General features: G+C 72.3%; 12 protein-coding genes. 10 read left to right on the top strand and 2 right to left on the bottom strand.

Annotated elements, in window-relative coordinates; all coding sequences use genetic code 11:
* The first annotated feature begins 32 nt into the window (after positions 1-32).
* From ACFY8O_RS00310 to ACFY8O_RS00280, 7 genes are all read left to right on the top strand, one after another.
* Positions 33-1,280 carry a polyamine ABC transporter substrate-binding protein gene (locus ACFY8O_RS00310; protein ID WP_387897397.1) on the top strand — a complete coding sequence of 416 codons (1,248 nt, stop codon included), beginning with the start codon at positions 33-35 and terminating at the stop codon, positions 1,278-1,280.
* Between the two features lie 50 nt (positions 1,281-1,330).
* Positions 1,331-2,482: an ABC transporter ATP-binding protein gene (locus tag ACFY8O_RS00305; protein ID WP_145810755.1), complete on the top strand. Its 1,152-nt coding sequence runs from the start codon at positions 1,331-1,333 to the stop codon at positions 2,480-2,482.
* On the top strand, positions 2,479-3,402 hold the full coding sequence (locus ACFY8O_RS00300; protein WP_145810753.1) for an ABC transporter permease: 924 nt from the start codon (positions 2,479-2,481) through the stop codon (positions 3,400-3,402). Before ACFY8O_RS00305 ends, ACFY8O_RS00300 begins: the two co-directional genes overlap by 4 nt.
* Positions 3,402-4,205: an ABC transporter permease gene (locus ACFY8O_RS00295; protein ID WP_387897392.1), complete on the top strand. Its 804-nt coding sequence runs from the start codon at positions 3,402-3,404 to the stop codon at positions 4,203-4,205. Before ACFY8O_RS00300 ends, ACFY8O_RS00295 begins: the two co-directional genes overlap by 1 nt.
* Before the next feature lie 21 nt (positions 4,206-4,226).
* Entirely contained in the window at positions 4,227-5,642 is a 1,416-nt protein-coding gene (locus ACFY8O_RS00290) for an NAD(P)/FAD-dependent oxidoreductase (RefSeq protein ID WP_387897391.1), read from the top strand.
* A gap of 141 nt (positions 5,643-5,783) precedes the next feature.
* Entirely contained in the window at positions 5,784-6,245 is a 462-nt protein-coding gene (locus tag ACFY8O_RS00285) for a hypothetical protein (RefSeq protein WP_145810747.1), read from the top strand.
* An 85-nt stretch (positions 6,246-6,330) separates the two neighbouring features.
* Positions 6,331-8,157 carry a chitinase gene (locus ACFY8O_RS00280; protein WP_387897387.1) on the top strand — a complete coding sequence of 609 codons (1,827 nt, stop codon included), beginning with the start codon at positions 6,331-6,333 and terminating at the stop codon, positions 8,155-8,157.
* Here the strand turns inward: ACFY8O_RS00280 and ACFY8O_RS00275 are convergent.
* Together ACFY8O_RS00275 and gabT are read right to left on the bottom strand one after the other, a co-directional pair.
* The gene (locus ACFY8O_RS00275) at positions 8,142-8,702 is read right to left on the bottom strand and encodes a phosphatase PAP2 family protein (RefSeq protein WP_387897384.1); all 561 of its coding nucleotides are present in this window, start codon (positions 8,700-8,702) and stop codon (positions 8,142-8,144) included. The genes ACFY8O_RS00280 and ACFY8O_RS00275 overlap by 16 nt on opposite strands.
* A 386-nt stretch (positions 8,703-9,088) precedes the next feature.
* A complete protein-coding gene (gene gabT, locus ACFY8O_RS00270) occupies positions 9,089-10,429 on the bottom strand; it encodes a 4-aminobutyrate--2-oxoglutarate transaminase (RefSeq protein WP_387897381.1) in 1,341 nt (446 codons plus the stop codon).
* A gap of 245 nt (positions 10,430-10,674) precedes the next feature.
* Here gabT and ACFY8O_RS00265 point away from each other — a divergent pair, with 245 nt between their 5' ends.
* The 3 genes from ACFY8O_RS00265 (at position 10,675) to ACFY8O_RS00255 (ending at position 16,706) form a co-directional block, all read left to right on the top strand.
* Positions 10,675-13,080: an ATP/GTP-binding protein gene (locus ACFY8O_RS00265; protein ID WP_387897378.1), complete on the top strand. Its 2,406-nt coding sequence runs from the start codon at positions 10,675-10,677 to the stop codon at positions 13,078-13,080.
* 175 nt (positions 13,081-13,255) lie between these two features.
* Positions 13,256-14,836 (top strand): PucR family transcriptional regulator, encoded by a 1,581-nt coding sequence (locus ACFY8O_RS00260; RefSeq protein ID WP_145810738.1) that lies wholly within the window; start codon positions 13,256-13,258, stop codon positions 14,834-14,836.
* A gap of 424 nt (positions 14,837-15,260) precedes the next feature.
* On the top strand, positions 15,261-16,706 hold the full coding sequence (locus ACFY8O_RS00255) for an aldehyde dehydrogenase family protein (RefSeq protein WP_387897375.1): 1,446 nt from the start codon (positions 15,261-15,263) through the stop codon (positions 16,704-16,706).
* The last annotated feature ends 278 nt before the right edge of the window (positions 16,707-16,984 follow it).

The raw sequence follows: 16,984 nt of genomic DNA, 5'->3' as shown, positions 1-16,984 counted from the left end.
GCGGCCCCACCCACCCGGAAGGGCCCACGCGTATGGAACAGTACGAGCCCGAGCGCCTCTCCGCGCCCCAGCTGGCCGCCATGAGGCGCAGCCTCGACAACGGCAGGGGCGCCCTCACCCGCCGTTCCCTCCTCCGTGCGTCAGGCATGGGCGCCCTCACACTCGGCGGCCTCGGGGCGCTGAGCGCGTGCGGCATCCCGCCCGCGAAACGGGACGGGGACGCCGCGGAGTCCGACGACCACTCGGCGGCGGAGAAGCAGGTCAACTTCTCCAACTGGACCGAGTACATGGACGTCGGTGAGGACGAGAAGAGCCGTCCGACCCTGGAGGCGTTCACGAAACGCACCGGCATCAAGGTCAAGTACACCGAGGACATCAACGACAACGTCGAGTTCTTCGGGAAGATCAAGCCGCAGCTCGCCGCGGGCCAGGACACCGGCCGCGACCTGATCATCGTGACGGACTGGCTGGCCGCGCGCATCATCCGGCTCGGCTGGGCCCAGAAGCTCGACCACGCCAACCTGCCGCACGCCTTCGCCCATCTCTCCGCCCAGTTCCGCACGCCCGACTGGGACCCGGGGCGCGCCTACTCCTATCCCTGGACCGGCATCCCGACCGTCATCGCCTACAACGAGAAGGCGACCGGCGGCCGGAAGGTCGACTCCATCACCCAGCTGCTCGACGACCCCAAGCTCAAGGGCAAGGTCTCCTTCCTCTCCGAGATGCGCGACTCGGTCGGCATGACGCTCCTGGACATGGGCAAGGACCCCGGTTCGTTCGACGACGCCGACTTCGACGCGGCCATCGGCCGGATGCAGAAGGGCGTGGACACGAAGCAGATACGCCGCTTCACCGGCAACGACTACACCGCGGACCTCAGCAAGGGCGACATCGCGGCCTGCGTGGCCTGGGCGGGCGACATCATCCAGCTGCAGGCGGACAACCCGGCCATCAAGTTCACCATCCCCGCCGCCGGTTACATCACCTCCAGCGACAACATGCTGATCCCGGCCAAGGCACGGCACAAGACCAACGCCGAGAAGCTCATGGACTACTACTACGAGCTCCCGGTCGCCGCCCAGCTCGCCGCGTACATCAACTACGTCTGCCCGGTGGACGGGGTCGCCGGCGAACTCGCGAAGATCGACGAGTCCATGGCCTCCAACACGCTGATCCTCCCCGACAAGGCGATGGCCGCGAAGTCGCGGGCCTTCCGCTCCCTCAGCTCCGAGGAAGAGACGGCGTACGAGGAGAAGTTCGCCAAGCTCATCGGCGCCTGACCGCCCCGTCCCCCGCCCGATCTCCTCCGACACCACCGGGACCGCGACCCATGACACAGCAGCAGACAGAGGGCGGCGACGTCCGTCTCACCGGGATCAGCAAGACCTACGGCTCCTTCACCGCCGTGCACCCCCTCGACCTGACCGTCCCCGAGGGCTCCTTCTTCGCGCTGCTCGGCGCGTCCGGATGCGGCAAGACCACCACGCTCCGGATGATCGCGGGCCTGGAGGACGCCACCACCGGCACGGTCTCGCTCGGCGGCCGGGACATCACGGACCTGCCTCCGTACAAACGGCCCGTCAACACCGTCTTCCAGAGCTACGCGCTCTTCCCGCACCTCGACGTCTCCGAGAACATCGCCTTCGGCCTGCGCCGGCGCGGCATCAAGTCCGTCAAGAAGCAGGTCGGGGAGATGCTGGAACTCGTCCAGCTCGGTGACTTCGCCCACCGCAAACCCCACCGGCTCTCCGGCGGCCAGCAGCAGCGCGTCGCCGTGGCCCGCGCGCTCATCAACCACCCCCAGGTGCTCCTCCTCGACGAGCCCCTCGGCGCGCTCGACCTCAAGCTGCGCCGTCAGATGCAGCTCGAACTCAAGCGCATCCAGACCGAGGTCGGCATCACGTTCATCCACGTCACCCACGACCAGGAGGAGGCCATGACCATGGCCGACACCGTCGCGGTGATGAACGGAGGCCGGGTCGAGCAGCTCGGAGCCCCCGCGGAGCTGTACGAGAACCCGCGCACCACCTTCGTGGCGAACTTCCTCGGCACCTCCAACCTCATCGAGGGCGAGATCGTCTCCAGCGGCACCGACGTCGTCGTCTCGGCCGGCGGCGGCACGCTCCGGCTGCCCGGCGGCAGGTGTACCTCCCCGGCGTCCGCCGGCGGAAAACTGCTCGTCGGCGTACGGCCCGAGAAGATCTCCCTCGCCCACGCCGGGGACGCGGCCGCGATACCCGACGGCCGCAACCGCGTCACGGGCCGCATCACCGACTCCAGCTTCATCGGCGTCTCCACGCAGTACGTCGTCGAGAGCCCGGCCGGCACGGCGCTCCAGGTCTACGAGCAGAACGTCGAACGTGACAGCCGGCTCGTCCCCGGTGCCGAGGTCGTCCTGCACTGGAACCCCGAGCACACCTTCGGTCTCGACGCGGCCCAGGACATCAGCGCCGGCGCGGAGAGCCTGGAGGACGCGGCGTGAGTGTCACCGAGGCGCCACCCGCGCCCCCCGCACAGGCCGAGGTCCGGCGGCCGTCCACCCGCAGACGGCTCGTCCCCTACTGGCTGCTGCTTCCCGGCATCCTGTGGCTGCTCGTCTTCTTCGCGCTGCCGATGGTCTACCAGGCCTCCACCTCCGTGCAGACCGGATCCCTGGAGAAGGGCTTCGAGGTCACCTGGCACGTCCGGACGTACTGGGACGCGCTCGCCGACTACTACCCCCAGTTCATCAGGTCGCTGCTGTACGCCGGCACCGCCACGATCCTGTGCCTGCTGCTCGGCTACCCGCTCGCCTACCTGATCGCCTTCAAGGCCGGGCGGTGGCGCAACCTCGTGCTCGTGCTGGTCGTCGCCCCCTTCTTCACCAGCTTCCTCATCCGGACGCTGGCCTGGAAGACGATCCTCGCGGACGGCGGCGCGGTCGTGGAGGTGCTGAACAGCCTGCACGTGCTGGACGTCACCGGCTGGCTCGGCTGGACCGAGAACAACCGGGTGCTGGCCACCCCGATGGCCGTCGTCTGCGGGCTGACGTACAACTTCCTGCCCTTCATGATCCTGCCGCTCTACACCTCGCTGGAGCGGATCGACGGACGGCTGCACGAGGCCGCGGGCGACCTCTACGCCACGCCCGCCACCACCTTCCGCAAGGTGACGCTGCCGCTCTCCATGCCCGGGGTCGTCTCCGGCACCCTGCTGACGTTCATCCCGGCCAGCGGCGACTACGTCAACGCGGAGCTCCTCGGCTCCACCGACACCAAGATGGTGGGCAGCGTCATCCAGACCCAGTTCCTGCGGGTCCTGGACTACCCGACGGCCGCCGCACTCTCGTTCATCCTCATGGCGGTCGTCCTGCTCGTGGTCACCGTCTACATCCGCCGCTCCGGGACGGAGGACCTGGTCTGATGCCCGTACTCCGTCTCATCCGCCGGAAGCTGGTCGTGATCGCGGGGCTGCTGACGCTCGCCTACATGATCCTTCCGAACGCCGTCGTCATGGTCTTCTCCTTCAACCGGCCCAACGGGCGTTTCAACTACGCCTGGCAGGAGTTCTCCCTCGACGCCTGGAAGGACCCCTGCGGCGCCGCGGACCTCTGCGGCTCTCTCTCGCTCTCCCTGCGGATCGCCTTCTGGGCGACCGCCGGCGCCACCGTGCTCGGCACGATGATCGCCTTCGCGCTGGTCCGCTACCGCTTCAGGGCGCGTGGCGCGATCAACTCGCTGATCTTCCTGCCGATGGCCATGCCCGAAGTCGTCATGGCCGCCTCGCTGCTGACGCTCTTCCTCAACATGGGGGCGCAACTCGGCTTCTGGACCGTCCTGATCGCCCACATCATGTTCTGCCTCAGCTTCGTGGTGACCGCCGTCAAGGCGCGTGTGATGTCGATGGACCCGCGTCTGGAGGAGGCGGCCCGCGATCTCTACGCGGGACCCGTGCAGACCTTCCTGCGGGTGACCCTCCCGATCGCCGCACCCGGAATCGCCGCGGGAGCGCTGCTCGCCTTCGCGCTCTCCTTCGACGACTTCATCATCACCAACTTCAACGCGGGCTCCACCGTGACCTTCCCCATGTACGTCTGGGGATCGGCCCAGCGCGGAACGCCCGTGCAGATCAACGTCATCGGCACGGCCATGTTCGTCATCGCCGTTTCGGTGGTCCTCGCCGGACAGCTCATCGCGAACCGGCGGAAGAGCCATGCGGGAAAGTAGAACCCGAAGGAGTTGGAAACCATGGCCCCGGATGCCATGCGTACTGCCGCACACTCACTCTCCGACGCACGTCCCCTGTCCTACTGGCTCGACGACCCGGGAAGGCCCGAGGCCCTCCCCGCACTGACCGGGGACGCGCGGTGCGATCTGCTGGTCGTCGGCGGCGGCTACAGCGGACTGTGGACCGCCCTGCTCGCCAAGGAACGCGACCCCGGACGCGACGTCGTCCTCATCGAGGGCCACGAGGTGGGCTGGGCCGCCTCGGGCCGCAACGGCGGATTCTGCGCCGCGTCCCTGACACACGGCCTGGCCAACGGCCTGGAGCGCTGGCCCGAGGAGATCGGGAAACTGGAGGAGCTGGGCGCGCGGAACCTCGACGCCATCGAGGCCGCCGTCGGCCGGTACGCCCTCGACTGCGAATTCGAGCGGACCGGCGAGATCGACGTGGCCACGGCCCCTCACCAGCTCGAGGAGCTGCGGGAATGGCACCGCAGGACCGAGGAGCTGGGCTTCGGCGGACTGGAGTTCCTGGACCGGGACCAGGTGCGCGCGGAGGTCGACTCGCCCTCGTTCCTCGGCGGTCTGCTCGACCGGCGCGGCGTCGCCATGCTGCATCCGGCGAAGCTCGCCTGGGGCCTGAAGAAGGCCTGCCTCGCCCTCGGCGTACGGATCCACGAGAACACCCGGGGCCTCGAAGTCGCCCGGTCGGGAGCCGGCATGGCGGTCCGCACCCCGTACGGCAGGGTCTTCGCCCGGGACGTCGCCCTCGGCACGAACATCTTCCCCTCGCTGGTCAGGAGGGTGCGCCCGTACACGGTCCCGGTCTACGACTACGCCCTGATGACGGAGCCGCTCAGCGCCGGTCAGCTCGCCTCTGTGGGCTGGCGCGGGCGGCAGGGGCTGGGGGACAGTGCCAACCAGTTCCACTACTTCCGGCTCTCCGCCGACAACCGGATCCTGTGGGGCGGCTACGACGCGATCTATCCGTACGGCGGGCGGCTGGACCCCTCCCTGGACCAGCGGCCCGAGACCTTCCTGAAGCTCGCCGGACAGTTCTTCGAGTGTTTCCCGCAGCTGTCCGGGGTGCGCTTCACCCATGCCTGGGGCGGCGCCATCGACACCTGCTCGCGCTTCTCCGCGTTCTTCGGCACGGCCCATCGCGGGCGGGTCGCCTACGCCGCCGGATACACCGGACTGGGGGTCGGTGCGACGCGCTTCGGCGCGGACGTGATGCTCGACCTCCTGTCCGGCCGTGAGACGGAGCGGACCGCGCTGCGGATGGTCCGCTCGAAGCCGATGCCCTTCCCGCCCGAACCCTTCGCCTGGGCCGGCATCGAGCTCACCAAGCGGTCCCTCGCCGGCGCCGACAGCCACGGCGGGCACCGCAACCTGTGGCTGCGCACCATGGACCGGCTGGGGCTCGGTTTCGACAGCTGAACTGGGTGGCCCGGCGGGAGTGACCCAGCTCACCACGGATCGGTGCCCGAACCCGCGTCATGATCCGGGCCCGGCCCTCTCTCTCCCCGTGCACGCACCGGCAGGACCCTGCCGGTGCCCACGGGGAGAAGGAGGACGTTCATGGCCGGCACGGGGGCGACAGCCGCGGTCGCATGGCTCGCATCGGTGGCACCGCATCCGGGTGCCTGCCGGAGGGAGTGGGAGCGCGACCCTCAGGGGATGGCGCTCCTTCCCGCCGGGAAGCGCTGGGACGTGCTCGTCGTCCCGGGGGAGCTGGGTTATCCGACGCTCGACGTGCTCACCCGTCTCATCGACCGGCCGGGCCCGGTCCTGGCGGACTTCGGAGATCACCGCATGGGCTTCTTCGTGCCGCCGGGGACGGCCGCCCGCTGGGTCGGGACAGGAATCCGCGGTGTCGGTGAGGGGGCGTGGATCGTCGTTCCCAGGCCCGGCAGCACGGTGGGCGGGGTGCGGTGGCTGATCCTGCCCGACGGCTCGGGCACGCTCACCGATCCGGTGCTCCTCGAACTCGCCCTGCACGAGGCCGTCGCCGCCCGTGGGGCGCGGGGCGGAGAGGACTGAGGCACCGCCAGAGGTCTTGACAAGTGGATTGGTCTGGACCATGTTGTGCGCGGACCGCTCAATTCCCCCCTGCACGGAGGCTGTTGTGGAACGCACCGGACCACCCATCCGCTTCTCCGGACTTCTGGCCGCCTTCTCGGCGGTGCTGCTCGCCGCGGGCGGTCTGGCCGCTTCGGCGCCGGCCGCCGGTGCGGCCGACGCCGATCTCGCGCGCAACGGTGGCTTCGAGGCCGGGCTGGACGGCTGGTCCTGCTCGGGCGGCAGCGGGGCGACCGTCAGCACGCCCGTGCACGGCGGGACGTCCGCGCTGAAGGCGACCCCGGCCGGCAGCGACAACGCGCGCTGCTCCCAGACGGTGACGGTGAAGCCCGACTCCTCGTACACGCTTCGCGCCTGGGTGCAGGGGAGTTACGTCTATCTGGGGGCGTCCGGCACCGGAACCACCGACGTCTCCACCTGGACGCAGTCCGCGGGGGCGTACCAGCAGCTCGGCACCACGTTCAGGACCGGCCCCTCGACCACCTCGGTGACCGTCTACACCCACGGCTGGTACGGCACCCCCGCCTACTACGCCGACGACCTCACCCTGACCGGGCCCGGGGGCGACCCGGTCACCGTCCCCGCCGCTCCGACGGGGCTGCGGGCGGGCACGTCCACCGCGTCCTCCGTCCCGCTCTCCTGGACGGCGTCCGCCGGAGCGACGGGCTACCGGGTCTACCGCGACGGCACCAAGGTCCTCGACACCACCGGCACCTCGGCGACCGTGACGGGACTCGCCGCGTCCTCCACGTACAGCTTCCAGGTCACGGCGGTCAACGCGGCCGGCGAGTCACCGAAGTCCCCGGCCGTGAGCGCCGGCACGACCGCGGGCGGCGGGGGAGGGGGCGACGCGGGCCTTCCGGCCCACGCGCTCGTCGGTTACCTCCACTCCAGCTTCGCCAACGGCTCCGGCTACACCCGCATGGCCGACGTGCCCGACTCGTGGGACGTCATCAACCTCGCCTTCGGCGAGCCGACCTCCGTCACCTCGGGCGACATCCGCTTCTCGCTCTGCCCCGTGGCCGAGTGCCCGGGAGTGGAGACGGAGGCGGAGTTCAAGGCGGCCATCAAGGCCAAGCAGGCCGCGGGGAAGAAGGTGCTGATCTCCATCGGCGGCCAGAACGGGCAGGTGCAGCTCGCCTCCACCGCGGCACGCGACGCCTTCGTCTCGTCCGTGTCGAAGATCATCGACACCTACGGACTGGACGGCCTCGACATCGACTTCGAGGGCCACTCGCTCTCGCTCGCCACGGGCGACACCGACTTCCGCAGCCCGACGACCCCCGTCATCGTCAACCTGATCTCCGCGGTGAAGTCCCTCAAGGCCAAGTACGGCGAGGACTTCGTCCTCACCATGGCCCCCGAGACCTTCTTCGTCCAGCTCGGCTACCAGTACTACGGCTCCGGCCCCTGGGGCGGCCAGGACCCGCGCGCCGGCGCCTACCTGCCGGTCATCCACGCCCTGCGCGACGACCTCACCCTGCTGCACGTCCAGGACTACAACTCGGGCTCGATCATGGGACTGGACAACCAGTACCACTCCATGGGCGGGGCCGACTTCCACATCGCCATGACCGACATGCTGCTCACCGGCTTCCCCGTCGCGGGTGACCAGACCAAGGTCTTCCCGGCCCTGCGCCCCGAGCAGGTCGCCTTCGGTCTCCCGGCGTCCACCCAGGCGGGCAACGGCCACACCTCGCCCGCCGAGGTCACCAAGGCGCTGAACTGCCTGACGAAGAAGACGGACTGCGGCACCTACCGGACGCACGGCACGTGGAGCGGGCTCCGCGGGCTGATGACCTGGTCCATCAACTGGGACCGCTTCAACAACTGGGAGTTCTCGAAGAACTTCGACGCCTACTTCGGAGGCTGACCGCTCCGCGTGCCCGCGCGCAGGGCGAGCAGCAGCACCCCGCTGAGGCACCAGCCGGCCACCACGTCCAGCGGCCAGTGGTAGCCGCGCAGCACCAGACCGGCGCTCGTCGCCGCCGTCAGCAGGACGGCGGCGACGAGCGTCACCCATGTCCGCCGCACGTACGGGACCAGCAGCAGGGCCGCGGCCCCGTACGCCACCATCGCCGTCGTCGTGTGCCCCGAAGGGAAGTAGCCCGTCGCCTCGGTCAGCGGACCCTGACGGTCCGTCCACAGCTTGAGCGGGACGACGAGCGCAGGAACGGCCGCCATGGCCAGTACGGCGTACAGCGCCGCGCGCCGGGCGCCGCGGAACCAGGCGTGGACGACCGCGCACGCCAGCACCGGCACCGCGACCTGCATGTTGCCGAGGTCCGCGAAGAGGTCCGCGAGCCGGGCGGGGCCGCGCCCCGCCAGGTCCAGGCCGAGCCGCTCGTCGGGGCCCAGCAGCGGGCCGTCGGCCAGCACCTGCCAGGTGATCAGGGCGAAGAGGGCCAGCAGCGTCACGGCCGTGGAGACGAGAAGAACCGGCCACCGGGGAACAGGGGGGATTGTTCCGAGGTGGCCGGTCGGATCGGTTTGCCGCGCGCCCCGGGGGGTGTGGGGCGGGCGGCCATCCGATCGGTGAGGAGTCCCGGAGCACGAGGCTCCAGCGGTGTGCGCGATGGCACGTCCGGGACGGCGCTGGGGGAGCCCCGGCCCGGATTCACCCGCAGTCCCCTGCGGGCGGGGTGTTTCTCTCATCTGGAAAAACCGTACGTCAGAGGAAGCGGGCACCGGAAGTGGCAACGGTATCCCGCCATCGCCCCCGCACACCTTCTTCACACGCTCCGACCCGGGTGCCGCCCCCGCCGCCCGAAGCGGCTCGCCGGCACCCGGGTGGTACGAACGGATCAGAGACGGGCGAACGCCTGCTCGAGGACGTCCAGGCCCTCGTTCAGCAGGTCCTCCCCGATGACGAGCGGCGGCAGGAAGCGCAGCACGTTGCCGTAGGTGCCGCAGGTGAGCACCAGCAGCCCCTCCGCGTGGCAGGCCTTGGCCAGCGCGCCGGCGGCGGCGGCGTCCGGGTCCTTCGTGCCGGACTTCACCAGCTCGATCGCGATCATGGCGCCCCGGCCGCGGATGTCGCCGATGATGTCGCCGTTCGGCAGCTTCGCCCGCATCTCGGAGAGGCGGCCCTTCATGACCTCCTCGATGCGCTTGGCCTTGCCGTTCAGGTCCAGCTCGCGCATCGTCTCGATGGCGCCGAGCGCACCCGCGCAGGCCACCGGGTTGCCGCCGTACGTGCCGCCGAGGCCGCCGGCGTGGGCGGCGTCCATGATCTCCGCGCGGCCGGTCACCGCCGAGAGCGGGAGGCCGCCGGCGATGCCCTTGGCCGTGGTGATCAGATCGGGCACGATGCCCTCGTCCTCGCAGGCGAACCACTGGCCGGTCCGGCAGAAACCGGACTGGATCTCGTCCGCGACGAAGACGATCCCGTTGTCCTTCGCGAACTGCGCCACGGCCGGGAGGAAGCCCTTGGCCGGCTCGATGAAGCCGCCCTCGCCGAGGACCGGCTCGATGATGATCGCGGCGACGTTGTCGGCGCCGATCTGCTTGGTGATCTCGTCGATGGCCTGCGCGGAGGCCTCGGCCCCGGCGTTCTCGGCACCGGTCGGCCAGCGGTAGCCGTACGCGACCGGCACCCGGTAGACCTCGGGCGCGAACGGACCGAAGCCCTGCTTGTACGGCATGTTCTTGGCCGTCAGCGCCATCGTCAGGTTCGTCCGGCCGTGGTAACCGTGATCGAACACGACGACCGCGGTGCGCTTCGTGTACGCGCGGGCGATCTTCACGGCGTTCTCGACGGCCTCGGCGCCCGAGTTGAACAGCGCCGACTTCTTCGCGTGGTCGCCCGGCGTGAGCTCGGCGAGCTGCTCGCAGACCTCCACGTAGCCCTCGTACGGCGTGACCATGAAACAGGTGTGGGTGAAGTCGGCGAGCTGCGCCGACGTGCGGCGTACGACCGCTTCGGCGGAGGCGCCCACCGACGTCACGGCGATGCCGGAACCGAAGTCGATCAGCCGGTTGCCGTCCACGTCCTCGATGATCCCGCCGCCGGCACGGGCGGTGAAGACCGGCAGGGTGGAACCCACACCCGCGGCCACCGCCGCGACACGGCGGGCCTGCAGCTCGGCCGACTTCGGGCCGGGGATGGCGGTGAGGAGGCGGCGCTCCTGCGGGAGGTCGGGCATGCGGGGCTCCTGGGGGTGTTTCGGACGCTTCTGTTTCTGCAGGCTAGGGGTGGCCGAGGGCGCCGGTCATGCTCCGATCGGGAGTGGTGAGCACGTGTCCTTGTCCGCGACGGACAGATGCCCGGGTGGACCCCCCGGGCACCGCCCGCGCCGGGTCATCCGGCCGCATGGCTGAACTCCCGGTGCCCGGGCACTAGATTGGCCGTGCAAACGGCGGGACCTGGCTGGTCAGGGGGCGGCGGTTCATGGACACCGAAGGCACGTACGACGCACGCGGCACGGGCGCGGACCGGGTGCCCCGCCCCGCCGGGCCACCGCCCGGGGGGCCGGCCGCTCCCGCCCACGCGGGGCCACCGCCTGCGGTACCGCCGCCTCCCTCCTACGCGCCGCAGCCCCGGCGCCCCTCCGCCGACGCGAGCGTCGAGGAATGGCTGCGCACCCCCCGCCCCGTGCGCGAACCGGGCGTGTGGCGCTTCGGGCACACCCCGCGCCCGCCCGAGAAGCCCGAGGGGGTGTCCGACCGCTCGCTGCTGGTCGGTGTGCTCATCTCCGTACTCAGCGGTCTGCTGCTGTGGTCCCTCTGGCGCAACGGATACATCCCCTACCGGCTCGTACCGCTGAAGCTCTTCACCCCCGCCGACTGGTGGTACGCCGGCACCTTCGGCGGCCCCCGGACGATCGAGGGCGCCGACGCGCTCACCGTCTACGAAGCCGTCCTCTTCGGGCTCCTCGTCTACGGCTGCGGGCGCCTGGGCAATTGGTCCGAGATCTTCCGCCGGCATGTGGCGGGCCGGGGACAGCCCTTCCTCGCGCTGGCGACGGCCGCCGCAGCTGGCCTCGCCGAACTCCTCGTGTGGAAGGACGCGGTGCCGCTGGTCCGGCCCGTGCTCATCCTCGTCGCCACGGTCGCCGGAGGGGAGATCTACCAGAGCCAGACCGTGGTCAACGTGATCTACGCCCTGATCGCCGTCGGCGTGCTCTGGCCCTTCGCCCGCCTCGGCGGCTGGCGCGCACTGATCGTTGGGCGGGGCGGGAAGGCCACCGCCGAGCCACCCCGTGACCCCGCCGCACCCCCCGACGCCCCGTCACCGGCAGAGTGGCCGGAGCTGCGCGCCGCCGGGCGGACGGACGCCGCCGAGACCCTGGCCGCGGAGGTGCGCACCGGCCGGATGAACGACGTCGACGTCGCGCGCGTGCGCCATGCCTGGAGCGTGGGCCGGGCGCACCCCGAGCGCCTCGAAGCACTCACCGAGGCCGTGCTGCGCACCGGCGGCGCCGCCGCCCTGCACCCCTCGGGCGCCCGTGACCTGCCGCGCCGCACCGCCCGCCACGACCTGCTCACCGGCCAGGTCCGGATCGGCAGCGTCGCGGAGCACCCGCACAACCCCTATCCCCGTCGCGGCTCGGGCATCGCCCTGGAGCCCGCGCTGCTCGGCACCTCCCTGCTGGCGGTCGGGCCCCCCGGCGCGGGCAAGTCGGCCCGGCTCGTCCGCCCCGTCGTCGAGTCCCTGTCCCTCCAGGCACTCGCCGGCCGGGCCGCCGTGCTCGCGGTGGGCAGCGGCGGAGGCGAGCTCGGCCCGGACGACGCCTTCGACGTCGTGGTGCGGATCGGCGACCCCGCCTCCGTGCACGACTTCGACCTCTACGGAGGCACGACCGACCCCGACGAGGCCGCGGGGGTGCTCGCGGAAGGGCTCGTCGGCGACGTGGCGCAGATGGACAGCAGGCGCGCGGCCACCGTGCTCGCCCAGCTCCTCGGCCCCTACCGTGCCGTCCACGGGCACTTCCCCGGGGTGCCCGCGCTCCGGGAGCTCCTGGACGGCGACCTGGCCGCGACGGACGTCCTGCGGGAGGCGCTCGCGGCGGGCGGCCACCGGACGATGCTGCGGGAGCTGGAGGCCCGCAGCAGGCAGCAGGGAGGCGCCGGAGACCCCGGCCCCGTGCTCGCCGACCGGATCGCGCTGCTGGACCGGCCTGCGTTCGCACCGTTCTTCGCCACGGGCGACGAGGCCAGGCCCTTCTCGCTGCGCTCCCTCGAGCACCTGCCGCTGCGGGTCAGGATCGACCTTCCCGAGCGGGGGCACGCGGAGGCGTCGCGGCTGCTCGCGCGGCTGGTCCTCGCCCAGTTCACGGCGATCGCCGCCGCACGCGCCGACCGGTCGCTCTTCGTCTGCCTGGTCCTGGACGACGCCACGCACACGGTCACCGCCGAGACCGTCCGGAACATCAGGCGGCTGCGCTCGGTCAACGCGGGGGCGGTCCTGGCGCTGCGTACCGTCGACGACGTCCCCGAGGGACTGCACACCGCGCTGCTCGGCGCGGTCGGCTGCTGCATGGTCTTCAGCGGGGTCACCACCTGGGACGGCAAGCGCTTCGCCGAGGTGTGGGGCAAGGAGTGGGTGGAGACCCGCGAGGTCGCCCAGCACGCGGTCTTCGCCGACCAGCCGTTCACCCGCGCCCTGCACGGCCTGCGCAAGCTGGTCACCGGCAAGGCCGTGACCAGGGACGCCGTCACCGTGCGGCGGGTCGAGCGGGAGCGCTGGTCCGCCTCCGAGCTGGCGTACCAGCTGCCGGCCGGACACGCCGTCCTGTCGCTCACGAACGTCGACGGCGAGCACGCGGCCCCGCTCCTGGTCGACCTGGGAGGCTGAACGGCGAGGTTACGCGGACCCTGCCGCCCTGGCAGAATTGGCCCCGACCGTCTGTACGGGGTGGCGCAATGTCGTCACCCGTACGCCGCGGTGCACACGGGCCGTCCGCAGGGGCGGCGCATTCGAGCCGTTCGTACGGGGCGGCGCAACCGACTCCCAGAGGTCCGGCGGTCCCATGCCCCTCACACTCGCCTCGCTCGTCCAGCACCCGGCGCTCAAGCTCACCGTCCGGGCGGGGGCCGACCGGCTCGGCACGCCGGTGCGCTGGGCCCACGCGAGCGAGCTCGCCGACCCGGTGCCGTACATGGACGGCGGCGAGCTGCTCCTCGTCACCGCGACCAACCTGGACGCCCAGGACCCCGCCACGATGCGCCGTTACGTGCAGCGGCTGGCCGGAGCGGGGGTCGCCGGGATCGGGTTCGGCGTCGGCGTCACCTACGAGGACATCCCGCCCGCACTGGTGGACGCCGCCGAGGAGGCGGGCCTGCCGCTGCTGGAGGTGCCGCGGCGCACCCCCTTCCTCGCGATCAGCAAGGCGGTCTCGGCGTCGATCGCCGCCGAGCAGTACCGCTCCGTCACGGCCGGCTTCGAGGCACAGCGGGAACTGACCCGCGCCGCGGTCGCCGGCGACGGGCCCGCGGCGCTCCTCACCCGCCTCGCCGCGCACATCGACGGCTGGGCGGCGCTGTACGACGCCTCGGGGGCCGTCGTGGCCGCGGCCCCCGACTGGGCGGCCCGCCGCGCGGCCCGGCTGACGCCCGACGTGGAGCGCCTGCGGGAGCGCCCCGCGCCGGCCAGCGCCGTCGTCGGCGACAGCGACGGCGACGACCGGGTCGAGCTCCAGTCCCTCGGCACCGGCCACCGGGCCCGCGGCGCGCTGGCCGTCGGCACGGGGGCGGCGCTGGGCACGGCCGAGCGCTACGCCGTGCACTCGGCGATCGCCCTGCTCACCCTGACCACCGCCCGTTCCAGGGCGCTCCAGGGTGCGGAGCAGCGCCTCGGCGCGGCGGTCCTGCGGATGCTGCTGGCGGGGCAGCCCGACCACGCCCGGGCCGTCGCGGGGGACCTCTACGGCGGCCTGCTCGACGCCCCCTTCAGGCTCCTGATCGCCGAGGGGCCCGCCACCACGGGGACCGAGCCGCTGGCGGAGGCGATGGAGGCGGCGGCCTCCCGTTCCGGCGAGACGCTGCTGATGGTGCCCGAGGGCGAACGCCTCGTGGTCCTGGCCGCGGACGGCGGCGCCGCGGTCGCGGCCTGCGCCGCCCACGCGGCCCGGGCCGAGGACGACCGTGCCGTGCGGGAGCCCGCGGCCGAGGAGGGTGAGGTGGTCGTCGGCCTGTCCGCCCCGGCCGGCCCGATCGCCGTGTCGGCGGCGTACAAACAGGCCGAGCAGGCACTCTCCGTCGCCCGCCGCCGGGGCAGGGTCCTGGTGGAGCACGAGGAACTGGCGGCGGGCTCCGTCCTGCCGCTCCTGGGCGACGACGCCGTCCGGGCCTTCGCCGACGGGATGCTGCGGCCCCTGCGGGAGCACGACGCCAAGGGACGGGGTGACCTCGCGGCCTCCCTGCGCGCCTGGCTCTCCCGGCACGGCCAGTGGGACGCCGCCGCGGCGGACCTGGGCGTGCACCGCCACACCCTCCGCTACCGGATGCGCCGGGTGGAGGAGATCCTGGGCCGCTCGCTGGACGACCCGGACGTCCGGATGGAGCTGTGGCTCGCCCTCAAGGCCACGGCCGCCTCCTCGGGTACGCCGTAGGGCCGCAGGCTGCGGGGCGGGCCCGGCGTCGCGCCCCGGTCAGGGACGGGCCCGCGCGCCCCCCGGGTGCTCCGGGGGGCCCTTCCCGGTGGCCGGGGCCCGCGTCGTCGCCGTCCGGCATCCGGTGCCCCGTCGGCTGTGGGCACGCCGGCCCGGCGCTCACCGGGCCCGGTCCTCACCGACGGGGACTCACCGGAGCCGTTCTACCCGGCCCCGTCCTCACCGCCCAGGCCCTCCCCGGCCGTGGCATGGCGGCCCCTGCGCCCGCTCCTGCCCAGCTACGACAAACCGGCGCATCGCCTCCCGCCTCCACTCCACGGCGGACAAGCCTCATCCGTGCCAGGTCGCCCTACGGTGGGGCCGACGGGTGCCCGCGTGGCTCCCGGCGATCGTCGTTCACCACCCCCGAAGGGCCGGTACCGCCATGACCTCCACCCACGCCTTCTGGCTGGCCGGCCGCCAGGCCACCGGCGAGGACAGCTTCGACGTCACCAACTCCTACGACGGCCGGCTCGTCGGCACCGTCTCGGTGCCGACCGACGCCCAGGTCGAGGAGGCCGTCGCCGCGGCGTACGCCGTGCGCGAGGAGTTCGCGGCGACCCCGGCGCACGTCCGGGCCGCCGCCCTCGACCATGTCGTACGGCGTCTGAGCGAGCGCACCGAGGAGATCGCCCAGCTGATCTCCGCCGAGAACGGCAAGCCGATCAAGTGGGCCCGCGGCGAGGTGGGCCGTGCCGTCTCCGTCTTCCGCTTCGCGGCCGAGGAGGCCCGCCGCTTCAACGGCGGCGACGCCCAGCGGCTGGACACCGACGCCGGCGGCACCGGTCGCCTCGGTCTGACCCGGCGCTTCCCGCGCGGCCCCGTCCTCGGCATCGCGCCCTTCAACTTCCCGCTCAACCTGAGCGCCCACAAGGTCGCGCCGGCCATCGCCGTCGGCGCCCCGATCATCCTCAAGCCGGCCCCCGCCACGCCGATCTCCTCCCTGATCCTGGGCGAGCTGCTGGCCGAGACCGACCTCCCGGCCGGCTCCTGGTCCGTCCTGACCGTGCCCAACGACAAGATGCCCGCCCTGGTCAAGGACGAGCGGCTGCCCGTGATCTCCTTCACCGGCTCCGGGCCGGTCGGCTACTCGATCATGGAGTCGGTGCCGCGCAAGCACTGCACCCTGGAACTCGGCGGGAACGGCGCGGCCGTCGTGCTCGGCGACTACTCGTCCGAGGAGGACCTGGACTGGGCCGCGACCCGCATCGCGACCTTCTCCAACTACCAGGGCGGCCAGTCCTGCATTTCCGTGCAGCGCGTCATCGCCGACGCCTCCGTCTACGACCGGCTCGTCCCGAAGATCGTCGCCGCCGTCGAGGCCCTGGTCACCGGTGACCCCTCCGACGCGGCCACCGACGTCGGCCCGCTGGTCAGCGAGGACGCCGCCCGCCGCGTCGAGTCCTGGGTCGACGAGGCCGTCACCGCGGGCGCCACGCTGCTGACCGGCGGAAAGCGCGACGGCGCCACGTACGCCCCGACGGTCCTCACCGACCTCCCGGACACCACGACGCTCGCCTGCGAGGAGATCTTCGGCCCGGTCCTGTACGTCCAGAAGACGCGGGGCGAGGCCGAGGCCTTCGCCGCCGTCAACGCCTCCAAGTACGGCCTGCAGGCAGGCGTGTTCACCCACGACCTGCAGACGGCCTTCCGCGCCCACCGGGCCCTGGAGGTCGGCGGTGTCGTCATCGGTGACGTGCCCTCCTACCGCGCCGACCAGATGCCGTACGGCGGTGCCAAGCAGTCCGGCGTGGGCCGCGAGGGCGTGCGCTACGCCATGGACGACTACACCTACGAGCGGGTGCTGGTCCTCACGGGCCTGGCCCTGTAGTCCGCGGCGCGCGAGGAACCGGCCGGAGCCCGCTGTGCGGGGGCTCCGGCCGGTTCCGTTCCGTCCCTCCCGAACCGGTCTGCGGGCAACGCCCTCCCGCACCGGTCTGCGGGCACCCGCTCTCCCGCCGGACGGAGGGGAGCCGCCGGGGGCGCGGCACCCCGCGCGGCCCCCGCCGGGCGCTCCCACGAATCGTTCCTGCGGTGAACGTCCGCGTCCGGGCGGGTGAAGGGGCGACGGCCGGTTGCCCTTCAGGGGCCACGGGCCCGGTAGAACGC

Source organism: Streptomyces argenteolus, assembly GCF_042902585.1.
GTDB classification, from domain to species: Bacteria; Actinomycetota; Actinomycetes; order Streptomycetales; family Streptomycetaceae; genus Streptomyces; species Streptomyces argenteolus.
The sequence above is the reverse complement of the archived record's forward strand: the minus strand, read 5'-3'. Positions and strand labels throughout refer to the sequence as shown.

Bases quoted from the DNA above. Each gene is read 5' to 3' on its own strand.
- ACFY8O_RS00310 (WP_387897397.1), top strand. From the start codon at position 33: ATGGAACAGTACGAGCCCGAGCGCCTCTCCGCGCCCCAGCTGGCCGCC.
- ACFY8O_RS00260 (WP_145810738.1), top strand. From the start codon at position 13,256: ATGCCCCTCACACTCGCCTCGCTCGTCCAGCACCCGGCGCTCAAGCTC.
- ACFY8O_RS00265 (WP_387897378.1), top strand. From the start codon at position 10,675: ATGGACACCGAAGGCACGTACGACGCACGCGGCACGGGCGCGGACCGG.
- ACFY8O_RS00290 (WP_387897391.1), top strand. From the start codon at position 4,227: ATGGCCCCGGATGCCATGCGTACTGCCGCACACTCACTCTCCGACGCA.
- ACFY8O_RS00305 (WP_145810755.1), top strand. From the start codon at position 1,331: ATGACACAGCAGCAGACAGAGGGCGGCGACGTCCGTCTCACCGGGATC.
- gabT (WP_387897381.1), bottom strand. From the start codon at position 10,429: ATGCCCGACCTCCCGCAGGAGCGCCGCCTCCTCACCGCCATCCCCGGC.
- ACFY8O_RS00285 (WP_145810747.1), top strand. From the start codon at position 5,784: ATGGCCGGCACGGGGGCGACAGCCGCGGTCGCATGGCTCGCATCGGTG.
- ACFY8O_RS00255 (WP_387897375.1), top strand. From the start codon at position 15,261: ATGACCTCCACCCACGCCTTCTGGCTGGCCGGCCGCCAGGCCACCGGC.
- ACFY8O_RS00295 (WP_387897392.1), top strand. From the start codon at position 3,402: ATGCCCGTACTCCGTCTCATCCGCCGGAAGCTGGTCGTGATCGCGGGG.